This window comes from Schleiferilactobacillus harbinensis DSM 16991 (genome assembly GCF_000425885.1).
GTDB lineage: Bacteria > Bacillota > Bacilli > Lactobacillales > Lactobacillaceae > Schleiferilactobacillus > Schleiferilactobacillus harbinensis.
Genome location: NZ_AUEH01000010.1, coordinates 63,943 through 72,890, shown reverse-complemented (window position 1 = coordinate 72,890; position 8,948 = coordinate 63,943). Strand labels below are relative to the sequence as shown.

5 protein-coding genes are annotated in these 8,948 nt (G+C 57.6%); 3 read left to right on the top strand and 2 right to left on the bottom strand.

Going from position 1 to position 8,948, the window contains the following annotated elements; all coding sequences use genetic code 11:
• Positions 1-328: 328 nt before the first annotated feature.
• Positions 329-2,377 carry a GH92 family glycosyl hydrolase gene (locus H627_RS17030; protein WP_035439965.1) on the bottom strand — a complete coding sequence of 683 codons (2,049 nt, stop codon included), beginning with the start codon at positions 2,375-2,377 and terminating at the stop codon, positions 329-331.
• 12 nt (positions 2,378-2,389) lie between these two features.
• The gene (locus H627_RS0104680; RefSeq protein ID WP_035439964.1) at positions 2,390-3,448 is read right to left on the bottom strand and encodes a GntR family transcriptional regulator; all 1,059 of its coding nucleotides are present in this window, start codon (positions 3,446-3,448) and stop codon (positions 2,390-2,392) included.
• A gap of 132 nt (positions 3,449-3,580) precedes the next feature.
• On the opposite strand from H627_RS0104680, the gene H627_RS0104675 reads away from it, so the two are divergent.
• The 3 genes from H627_RS0104675 to H627_RS17025 are packed head-to-tail and all read left to right on the top strand — an operon-like array spanning position 3,581 to position 8,745.
• Positions 3,581-4,864, top strand: coding sequence for a glycoside hydrolase family 125 protein (locus H627_RS0104675; protein WP_027828000.1), 1,284 nt, complete (start codon positions 3,581-3,583; stop codon positions 4,862-4,864).
• Between the two features lie 12 nt (positions 4,865-4,876).
• On the top strand, positions 4,877-7,537 hold the full coding sequence (locus H627_RS0104670; RefSeq protein WP_027827999.1) for an alpha-mannosidase: 2,661 nt from the start codon (positions 4,877-4,879) through the stop codon (positions 7,535-7,537).
• A 5-nt stretch (positions 7,538-7,542) separates the two neighbouring features.
• Positions 7,543-8,745 carry a glycoside hydrolase family 28 protein gene (locus tag H627_RS17025; protein ID WP_162261539.1) on the top strand — a complete coding sequence of 401 codons (1,203 nt, stop codon included), beginning with the start codon at positions 7,543-7,545 and terminating at the stop codon, positions 8,743-8,745.
• Positions 8,746-8,948 lie beyond the last annotated feature (203 nt).

The window sequence follows — 8,948 nt, the reverse complement described above, 5'->3', positions numbered from 1 at the left end:
ACGACGAAGAAAGCGATTCGATTGTCGACCTTGTATTTGTTGTAACGCCGACCCGCACAAGGTTCCAAATCTACACAGAAAATGTGATAGCCAAGGCCAAGCGCATCTCTATGGGAACGTATGAGATGGCACTAAATCGGTATCCAACTATTCCAGAAGGACCATTTGATTAGGAAAGTTCTTGGATCAAAAATGGCAGCCCCTGCGGACTGCCAAAATCAGTAACTAATTCGCCCCTAATTGGGGAACAACACGAGAACGACCTTTTAATATTTGAGCTGTCCACTTGACGGGGCACCGCCCCACCGGCCAGAATGCGGGTATTTTCTTACCCCTTGGGCAGCAGCCCCAGGGTCGTGGTCAATTGCCAAGTCGCCAGCAAATCGCGGTGCGTGATCGTCGGGCCGGTCACTGCGCGGTCATCCCGCTGGCGCGCATCAACGAAGAGACGGTAGTCCTGATTCCGCTGGGTCGTCAGCGTCAGCGGTCCAGTCGGCAGCTGAATGGTCACCTCGTCAAACAGCGGAATACCGAAGACGTAATCACCAAAGCCCGGCCGCAGCGGATACAAGCCCAGCGCCGACCAGATATACCAGCTGCTCATGGAGCCATTATCTTCGTCTCCGGGGAAGCCCGCCGGTCCGGCATTGAACGCATGCAGCAGCAACTGCTTGACCAGCAGCTCTGTACTGGCCGGCTCGCCGGCCAGGGCAAAGAGATAGGGAATATGGAAGCTGGGCTGGTTGGAAATGGCGATCTGGCCGAAATCAATGGCACTCATTTCGGCCATTTCGTGGATCACCCCGTGGTAGCTGCCCACATTATAGCGTGGTGCGGCGTTGGCCAGGGTGTGCAGAGTATGGAGGAAGGCCTGCGGCCCGCCGGCCAGGTCGATCAGTCCAGGGATATCCTGATAGACGGCGAAGCTGTTTTGCCATGCACTGCCTTCAGTGAATCCCTGGCCCCACGTGTAGGGATTGAAGCTGTTTAAGAATGTCCCGGTGCGCGACTTGGGGTGCATCAGCCCAAATTTTGGGTCGAACAAATGCCGATAGTTCTGGCCCCGGGGGGCGTAATCCTCGGCAATGTCCGGCCGCTGCAATTTTGTGGCCACCACGCCGATCAGGGCGTCCGAATAGGCGTAATCCAAAGTCTGGTTGACGCTTTCGGGAATATCTGCTGGCACATAGCCCAAGGTTTGATAATCTTTCAAATTAGGCCGGCCATAATGGGGATCGTCGCTGGGGGTCTCGGCCCCATGGACCATTGCAGTTAATAAATCTGGCCACAGATCCGGCCGAATATCTTTGTCCACGGCGTCTGCGACCACCGCATCGGCCATCGTGCCCGGCATCATCGCCCGTTCATCGGGGGAAAGCCACTTGGGCAGGTAGCCGGTTTCTTTGGCACTATTCAAGAAGCCTTCCAAGAAGTACCCATACTGAGTCGGCTGCACCAGGGCGAGTAGGGGGAAAGTGGTTTTGTAAGTATCCCAGAACCCGGTATTGGTGTACAACCGGCCCGGCAAGGCCCGCCGTTCCGTGGTACTGTAATGCACCGGCCCGCCGGCCGCGTCGTATTCATAGAAACGCATGGGGAACAGCAGGGACCGGTACCAGCTGGTGTAGAAAGTTTGTACCCGGTCCGCGTGATGATCCTGGACCGTGAACAGGGCCATCTTTTTCTCCCACTCAGCGGTATTCGCCGCCACCAGCTTGGTGAAAGGCTGCCGTTCCAGTTCCGCCAGGGCCCGCTGGGCGTACTCGGCACTAATGAAGGACGCTGTGAAATGAATGACCACCGGCTGGCTGTTGGAAATGGTGTAGGCCAGGGGCGTATCTTCGGCGTGCCACGGGGTGTCGCAGCTGACCGCCAGGTACATGCTGAAATCGGGATCGGCGCTGGCGGTCTGGTTTTGCAGCTGCAGGACCACCCCGCGATTATCCTGGTGGACGATCGTCCAACGATCCGGGGCCTGGATCTGGAAGGTGAACTCCCGAGCCGCCGAGGTGTACCGCAGTGCCCCGCCCCGGGCGGTCGCCGTAGCCTGGGTGCGCAGTTGGTGCGGTTCATCGTAAATATCGATGACCGCCGGGGAAAAAGTGGCCCGGTCCGGCTGGTACGTGCCGGCCGCTTTATTGGTCGTGGCCCGGAACAGACAGTGCTGGAAATCACCGATCCACGGACTAGGCTGGTGGGTCAGCCGGATCCCTTCGAATTGGCGGCTGGCCGGGTCGAAGAACCAGGCGCCCCGGTCCCCGTTGGTCTGGACCGTGAGATAGTGCATCCCCCAGGGCACCCCGGTCAGCGGCAGGGTGTTGCCGTGGGAAAAGTCAGGATGGCTGGCAGTGCCTTGGCGGGTATCAATGCGTAACATAGAATCACTCCTTTAGTTGAATGGCACAGTGGATGCCCGGGTCACCAGGGTAACCGGGACGCGTTTATGCTCCGGCAGACGGGCCGCCGGATCGTTCATTTGAGCCAGCAGGGTGTTCACAGCTTCGGTTCCAATCTGGACAAAATCCTGGCGGATCGTGGTCAGGGCCGGTTCCTGCAAGCGAGCCGCCGGCAAGTCATCGAAGCCGACCACGCTCAGATCAGCGGGCAGCGACCAGCCCAATTGTTTGAGTTGCTGCATGAAGCGCAGGGCTTCTAAATCATTTTCCACCACGACGGCGCTGATTTTTTCTTGGCGCAGGAAAGCCGCCCGTTCACTGGGCAGGGCGCGGGTGGTCAGGGCCTGGGCCCAGGCCAGCGGATCACTGGCGGCTGGCGGATCATCCCGGTAGCCATTGAGATAGCCGAAGAAGCGGGCGCTGACCGTACCGGTGAAGGTGTCCCAGAAGTTGGTCCGGGCGAGAAAGGCAATACGCCGGTGGCCCAGCTTGAGCAGATGCTGGACGGCCAACTGCCCGCCGGCCTCGTTATCCGCCGTCACACTGGGAATCGCGACGCCAGGAATGGTTTTATCCAGCAGCACGATGGGGATCTTGGCTAAGTAAAGCGTAATGAGCCGCGCGGTATCGGCACTGAGGGTGGTGGGATAGTAGAGCACCCCGGCATATTCCTGCTGAATCTGCTTGATCGGCAGCGCGGCGAATTGCTGATTGGGCATACTCAACAGTTCCCAATCTGTATCGGCCAGGGTGTCGCTGATGCCCTGTTCGTAATTGCCGATGCCGTGACTGTCAGCGAAAGGGATCACCAGCAGAATACGGCGCGAGCCGTTACTAGTGCGGTGGCCCTTGACGAAACTGCCGACCCCTTGCACCCGGTAGATCAGATCCGCGGCGGCCAGTTCATTCAGCGCCCGTTTCGAGGTGATACGGCTCACGCCGTATTTGATGGCCAGGGCGTTTTCACTGGGCAGCGGGGTATTGGGCGCCAATCGGCCAGAGAGAATGGATTGGCGCAGGGATTGGTATATTACTTGGTATTTGGCTGTCATAGACCGTCCTTTCTGCACTTGGTATACGCAAAAGATACCACTTATTTGAGCAAATAGCCATAATGGGAGCGATTTCTTTTAAACAACATGATATACTTTCGGTATAAAAATATACCAAGGAGCGATTACACTATGACCTCATACGTTACCCCCGCTGTGCAGGGGTTTGTGGACCAAGTCCGGACCCTTTGCGGCCGCAGCCACGCCGATTGGGCCGACATTTTTGCCCGGACCTTCACCGACACCTTAGCTAATGCGATGAAACCCGATGGCCCGGACCGGATCTTCGTGCTCACCGGCGATATTCCTGCCATGTGGCAGCGGGACACCACCGCTCAGATTCGGCCGTATCTTGTGTTGGCCCAGACCGATACTGGGATGGCCGATATCATCAGCCGGGTGGTGCAGCGGCTTTTCTTCAATATGGATCACGATCCGTATGCCAATGCCTTCAACCTGAAAGCCAATTATGCCGGCCACCAGAGCGATGCGACGACGATGACGCCCTGGATCTGGGAGCGGAAGTATGAGCTGGATTCTCTCTGCTATCCGGTGCAACTGGCCTATCTGTTGTGGCGCAACACCGGGCGGACGGATCATTTCGATGCCCAATTCCAAGCGGCGATCAAGAAAATGATCCATGTGATCCGTACCGAACAGCATCACGAGACGTCACCCTACCGCTTTGAACGGACGGAAGACCGGCCGGAGGATACGCTGATTGACGGCGTCGGCCGACCGGTGGGCTATACCGGCATGTCCTGGAGCGGTTTCCGACCCAGTGATGATGCGTGTGTTTATGGGTACTTGGTGCCGGCGAACATGTTTGCCGTCGTCGTGCTGCGCCAGCTGGCCGACATTTACACCGACGTACTGAAAGACACCGCCAGTGCCGCTGATTTTCTGCAATTAGCCCAAGAGATTCAAGACGGCATTGATCAGTACGGCACGGTGAAGAACGCCGCCGGTGAGACGATTTACGCTTACGAAGTAGACGGTTTGGGCAACGCCTTGGTGATGGATGACGGCAATGTACCCAATCTGCTGTCCGCACCGTATCTTGGCTATGTCGAGGCCAGCGATACCGTTTATCAGGACACCCGCCGGACGATCCTCAGTCCGGAGAATCCTTACTATTATAAGGGCCGGGTCGGCGGCGGCTTGGGGTCGCCCCACACGCCGCCGCACTATATTTGGCCGATCGCCCTGGCCATGGAAGGGTTGACCACGGCGGATCGGACGGAGAAGGCCGCGTACTTGGATCTGTTGACGCGAACCACCGGCGGTACCGGCATGATGCATGAATCCTTCCAAGTGAACGATCCCACCCAATACACCCGGGAGTGGTTCTCCTGGGCCAATATGATGTTCTGTGAGCTGGTCATGGACTACGTTGACCTGCGTGTGCGGCAGTAAAGGAGAAAAATCATGGCGAAGAAAAAGGTATTTGTTATTTCCCACAGTCACTGGGATCGCGAGTGGTATATGGCTTATGAAGACCATCACATGCGGCTGGTACAGCTGATCGATGATCTGTTTGACTTGTTTGAAAACGATCCGGATTTCAACAGCTTCCACTTGGACGGTCAAACGATCATTCTGGACGACTATTTAGCCGTACGGCCGGAGAAGCGGGCAGAACTGCAGCACTGGATCGACGCGGGCAAGTTGCGTATCGGGCCGTTCTACATTTTGCAGGACGACTTCTTGATCAGCGCCGAAGCCAACGCCCGCAATGCCATCCTCGGCCGGCGCTTCTCTGACAAATGGGGCCAGCCGGTGCCGTTGGGCTATTATCCGGATACCTTTGGCAATGCCGGTCAGGTGCCCCAGATGTCCCGCTTGGCCGGCCTAGATACGGTTGCCTTTGGCCGCGGCGTGACGCCGACCGGGTTCAACAATACTACTGGTCCCTTGGGGGATTATGACTCCACGTATTCCGAAATGTATTGGCAAAGTCCAGATGCGTCCAAAGTGCTGGGCATTCTCTTTGCTAATTGGTACAGCAATGGGAACGAAATCCCGGCGGATCCGGTGGCGGCCAAGCACTATTGGACTGAGCATCTGGCGGCGGCCGAACGGTATGCCGCTACGCCTGACCTGCTGTTCATGAATGGCGTCGACCATCAGCCGGTGCAAAAGAACTTGAGTCAGGCCCTGGCCGTGGCCCGGGAGTTGTTCCCGGATTATGAGTTCATCCATTCAAATTTTGCTAACTACATTGCGGCCCTGAAGGCCGATTTACCCGCCGATCTGACCACGGTTAAAGGGGAGCTCACTTCCCAAGCAACCAGCGGCTGGTATACCCTGGCCAATACAGCGTCCAGCCGAGTGTATTTGAAACAACAGAATACAACGACCGAACGGTTGCTGGAAAACCATGCGGAACCCTTGATGGCGCTCAGCAGTTTGACTGAAGACAGCATGCAGGACCGCTTGACCTATGCCTGGCAGACCTTACTGCAAAACGATCCCCACGACAGCATCTGCGGCTGTTCCGTGGACCCGGTGCACAAGGGAATGCTGGATCGCTACGCCCGCGCCCAGGAAGTGGGCACATGGCTGACGAAAACGGCGCTGACCAAGCTGGCTGGGCAGATCGATACCCAAGATTTCCCCGCCGCCAGCAAGCCTTTCTTAGTGATCAACACCGCCGGGGCAGCCAAGACGGCCGCGGCCACGGTCACAGTGGAGTGGGCCCGGGCGCCCTTTAGCGCCGGCAGCCCGCAACAGCAGTATCGTAAACTAGAAGAAATCCGGCAAAATCTGCCGGCCTTGCAGGTCATTGATGCGTCCGGCCAAGTCGTGCCGGCGCACATTTCTGACACGGTTGTCCGCTTCAATTACGACTTGCCGGACCGCGCCTTCCGGGTGCCTTACATGGGCTTGTACATCTCCGTGACCCTGCCGGTGACCGTGCCGGCGTTCAGCTGGCAAGGCTACGCGCTGACGACTGGCGAAGCCGGCCAGGATATGGTGACTGAGGATCACGGGACCACCTTGCACAACGAGGCGCTGACCGTGGCCTTGGCCGCTGACGGCACAGTGACGATGAATGGGACCAAACTGGTCTTCACGGATACCGGGGATATTGGTAATGAATATATTTATAAAGCAGCGGAAAACGACCAGCCCATCCCGGCCGGTCCCGCCCGGAATATTGTCCGGACCAACCGCAATGGGGTCCAGACGCTAGCCTATGACCAGACCCTGACCATTCCGGTGGCGGCCGATGCCCAATTGGCCATGGAACAGCAGAGTGTGACCGATATTACCCAACGTCATGCCGTCCGCGGCGGCGAGACCGCCGAGCTGGTGCTGCATGTGGTCCTGACCTTAGCCGGCGAGAGCCGGCAGCTGCAGATTCACTTGACCGGTGACAACCAGATGCGCGACCACCGGATTCAAGCCCGCTTCGTGACGGGGATTCAAAGCGATCATCATCAAGCGGAGTCGATCTTTGAAGCAGTGACCCGCCCGAACACGCCGGGCAAAGCCTGGCGCAATCCGGAAGATCCCCAGCACCAGCAGGCGTTTGTGGATCTCAGCAACGATCAGGTTGGGGTGACAGTAGGCAACTTTGGCCTCAACGAATACCAGATCGAGCAAAAGACGGGGACCATTGCGGTGACCTTGCTGCGCTGCGTTGGGGAAATGGGGGATTGGGGCTACTTCCCGACACCCGATGCCCAATGTCAGGGGCCGTTCCATGCCGATTTAACTTTCCAGACGCACACCGCTGCGGCCGCTGATACCCAGGCGACCTGGCAATTGGCCCGGGCCGGGCAGATCGGCCTGACGACAGTTCAGCTGCCCGCCGCGCAAACGGGCACTTTGCCGAATGCTAACACGTATCTGACCGTGGATAATCCCGCCTTTGCCGTGACCGCCCTGCACGTCAGTCCGGCCAGCGGTGATCTGCTGGTACGGGGGTACAATCTGACGGATGTGCCCCAGACCGTGGCGATCAGCTATCGCGGCGCGCTCCCGACCGACGTCGTTGATTTCTTGGAACATCCGCTGCCGGCCAAGCCGGCTGACCCCTTGCGGCCGGCTGAGATCCGCACGTATCGGTTCAGAAAGGATTAATGACGATGATCGCTACCCAATTCATCATCACGGATTACGGCGCTGAAGCCGGCGCAGACACTGTCCAAACTAAGCCGATTCAAGCCGCCATCGACGCCTGCCGGACAGCCGGCGGCGGGACGGTGGTGGTTCCCGCCGGCCGGTTTACCACGGGCAGTTTGCGTTTGTATAGCCATATCACCTTGCACTTGCAAAGCGGGGCGGTGGTGCAGGGCAGCAGCGACTTGGCAGAGTACACCAATTTTGGCGAAACGACGGATATTCGCTATTTGAGCGATCCACGGTATATCCGGGACTGGCATCTGCCCCCGTATTATTTTCAGGCGCTGCTCTGCGCCTATGATGCCGTGGACGTAGCCATTACCGGCGATCCCGGCAGTTTGATTGACGGCAGCAGTGTGCGGGATCCTAACGGCGAAGAACACTTTCGCGGACCGATGGGCATCGTGCTGGCCCGAGTCCAAGGCGTCCGCTTGCAAGGTTATACCTTGGTCAATTCCGCGAACTGGGCCAATGTACTGCCTGCCTGTCAGGATGTCGTAATTAATGATGTGACCGTTCTGGGCGGCCACGACGGTTTTGATCTGCATCATGCTCGCCATGTGACCATCGCGGGGTGCCGTATCGAAACCGGGGACGACTGCCTCGCCGGTTACGATATTCAGGACCTGACGGTGCGCGATACGTATCTGAATACTGCCTGTAACAACCTGCGGGTCGGCGGTACGGGGATCGTCTTCGACCACTGTACATTCCGGGGACCAGGGAAATTCCCCCATCTCCTGGATCACAACTTCGACACCCTTAATGTGTTCATGTATTTCGCCATGCAAGTGGATCCCGTCACCACCACGGCGGCCGATGTGACCATCCGTAACGCCAGCATTGACCACGTGTCTCACTTGGTGACCTACCTGCAGGGCGAACCAACGGCTCTGCAAGATGGTCCCGCCCTCCAATCATTGACGTTCGACAACGTTCAAATTGCTAATATCACAGAAACGTCGCTGTTTGTCGGCCGCAGTGAAAATGCAGCGCTCCGGTTGAAAGAATGTGTGATTACACCCACAACCAATGTGCCGCTGCTGCACATCGACGATCACGTCCGGCTGACGCTGGATCACGTCTTTTTCACCGCCCCAACAACGTTCTTGGTCACGGACGGGCCGACACTGACGTTCAATGGGTTAACTGATTTTTCACGGTAGATGGGCAAACGGTCAAATCGAAGCGGCGTCGCAACACAATACTGCATGACTGAATCGCATAACAGCGCGAAGAACCGATAAAAGAAGTCCCGGGGAAGAATCCAAGCTGCCCCGGGACTTTTTCTGTCCTCAGTGTCAATATTTGGTGCACAAATAACATAAAGTGGGCGAAACAAAACATAAGACCATCCCCACCGCAATAT

Excerpts from the sequence above, each read along its gene's own strand:
- H627_RS17025 (WP_162261539.1), top strand. The coding sequence starts at position 7,543 with ATGATCGCTACCCAATTCATCATCACGGATTACGGCGCTGAAGCCGGC.
- H627_RS0104675 (WP_027828000.1), top strand. The coding sequence starts at position 3,581 with ATGACCTCATACGTTACCCCCGCTGTGCAGGGGTTTGTGGACCAAGTC.
- H627_RS0104670 (WP_027827999.1), top strand. The coding sequence starts at position 4,877 with ATGGCGAAGAAAAAGGTATTTGTTATTTCCCACAGTCACTGGGATCGC.
- H627_RS17030 (WP_035439965.1), bottom strand. The coding sequence starts at position 2,377 with ATGTTACGCATTGATACCCGCCAAGGCACTGCCAGCCATCCTGACTTT.
- H627_RS0104680 (WP_035439964.1), bottom strand. The coding sequence starts at position 3,448 with ATGACAGCCAAATACCAAGTAATATACCAATCCCTGCGCCAATCCATT.